Consider the following 2,350-nt stretch of genomic DNA (forward strand, 5'->3'; position numbering starts at 1 on the left):
TGATTAAACTTTAACAAAACACAAAAGGATTTTTTTTGGTTTATTGAAAATTATTCTTTTAAATTAATGAGTTAGCTGTTTCTGGATGGGCACTAACTAATTAACCGGATAGTGATACGGATGCCTTTTAATCCGAGTAACTCGGTGGTCTTCGAAAGATACGTCGCCACCAGTTATCCAAACCGTTAGGGCCACTAAATAGATAGTATGGAAATGATTGAAAAAATTGGATTTGTAATTCTTGGTGCCCTACTTAGCTGGCTTTTTTATTTCATAAAAAGGCGGGTCGAGAACAAGCCAGATTTAGAAAAACTTGATAAGCATAAAAAGCTTCTCGATATTCACAAACAAATGAATGACCAAGACATAAGTATCGATGGGCTTGCAGAATTAGAATTGTTATTAACGGGCAAGGCTAAAGCAATAAATCAGAAAAATATCGCACTGCAAGCTGAGTCAGCTCCGCTGCTTGAAGCCGGTGAAATTGAAAACCTTAACCAGATAGAACTCAATGAGCGTGCATCTCGGAGAGTCGAGCAAGCAAAAGAACGAATGCAAAAGGCAATTGCAGGCATTGACAGTAGGGTCGGTGATTTTGAAAGTCAGTCCTTGATGAGCAGCCAAACAGAATGGGAAAGCTATAGCATTAGTCAGGCTGAGGCTGCTGCTGCAAGTTACAGAGAAGCCACAATATATCCGCTTATCTATCTTAATGAGCTAGAGTCATTAATCAATGAAAGAACAGCAAGGTTACAAGCAGAGCTTGATGAACTTATTAAACTTGGCAATTAAAGCCCTAACAAGCAGCTGCTGCGGTTGCATAAATCGCGGCTTCTTTAGGCGTTAAGCATAGGGGTATCGATCAATGAATGAATTCTGGCTGTCGGTATGGTCTGGGGTGACATCAGGGTTACTGTCAAGTTTTATTCTTACAGGAGTAATAGCGACACTGATCTATATTTATCGCAAGCCCTCATTATCCGTAAAGTTAGACATCGGCACGTCAACGAAGACAAGAACACTTACTGAGGTGGTCTAATGGATATGACCAGTCCAGTTAAGGATAATACCCTTAATTGGAGATCATAAAATGACCAGAAAGAAATATTCAAAAGAATTCAAGCTCGATGCCATCGCTTTGGTTTTAGAGCAAGGCTATAGCCGAAGCGAAGCTGCTCGCAGCCTCGATATCAATGCCAATATGCTGGGCCGCTGGATCAAAGAACACCAAGCCCAAGATGACCAGGCTTTCCGAGGTAACGGCAAGTTAACCGAAGAACAGGCAGAGATCCGAAAGTTAAAAGAACAGGTTCGCCGTCTGGAAATGGAGAAAGAGATATTAAAAAAAGCGACGGTCTTCTTTGCCAAAGAAACGAAGTAAAATACTCGTTTATTGCCCAGCACAAGAAGACCTGGCCGGTTGACCTGATGTGTCAGCTCTTGGGTGTAAAGCGTCATGGTTATTACAGCTACATGCGCCGACGACTAAATCAACAAGTTGATCCAAACCGGAATGAAAAAGTCAGCTTGGTACGGGAGATTGTTATCGGAAGTGATTTTACTTACGGCTCCAGACGGGTTTGTAAAGCCATGGGAGCCTGTGGCTTCCCAATTACCCGAAACAAAGCTCGTCGACTGATGAACGCGGCTGGCGTAGCCGTAAAACAGCGAAAGAAATATAAGGTAACAACTAACAGCAATCACAAAAAGCCGGTTTACGACAATGTTCTGGATCGTCAGTTCAAAGTCGAAGCGCCCGATCAGGCTTATGTTAGCGATATCACCTATATCTGGACACAGGAAGGCTGGCTGTATCTGGCGGTGGTTATCGACCTATTTTCACGTAAGGTGGTGAGCTGGAGTCTGGGTAAGCGAATGACTGCAGGTTTGGTTTGTGATGCGCTGACCATGGCCGTTTGGCAGCGGTGTCCACCACCTGGATTAATCGTGCACTCAGATCAGGGTTCACAATATGCCAGTCATGATTACCGAAATCTGATAAAGAAAAATCAATTTATTGGTAGCATGAGCCCTAAAGGAAATTGCTGGGATAATGCAGTGGCAGAAAGCTTTTTTGGCACATTAAAACAAGAGCGTGTTCAGTGGCGGAACTACCAGACTCGCCAAGCTGCACTGACAGATATTCGAGATTATATTGTTATGCACTACAATGAGAAAAGGCTGCACTCATACATTGGCTATGTCAGTCCAAATGATTTTGAACGAGCATGCAAACAGATAAAGAAAGTTGCTTAGGCAGCTCTGATTTTTAAGTCATTTTGAGTTTCGAACTCATTAGAACTGCCTCTGCTTCATTTTCTCTTTCTAATTGGCCACTTTAGCCATGTTT

2 protein-coding genes are annotated in these 2,350 nt (G+C 42.6%); both read left to right on the forward strand.

Annotated elements, in window-relative coordinates:
• Window positions 1-207 precede the first annotated feature (207 nt).
• Window positions 208-792, forward strand: a complete 585-nt coding sequence (locus tag BCF53_RS19020) for a lysozyme inhibitor LprI family protein (RefSeq protein WP_207902794.1) — start codon at window positions 208-210, stop codon at window positions 790-792.
• Window positions 793-1,090: 298 nt separating this feature from the next.
• A protein-coding gene (locus BCF53_RS19025; RefSeq protein ID WP_424511413.1) for an IS3 family transposase occupies window positions 1,091-2,256 on the forward strand; the annotation gives its coding sequence in 2 pieces (ribosomal slippage) (window positions 1,091-1,352 and window positions 1,352-2,256; 1,167 coding nt in all).
• Window positions 2,257-2,350: the final 94 nt, after the last annotated feature.

Source organism: Reinekea marinisedimentorum (assembly GCF_004341165.1).
Lineage (GTDB): Bacteria > Pseudomonadota > Gammaproteobacteria > Pseudomonadales > Natronospirillaceae > Reinekea > Reinekea marinisedimentorum.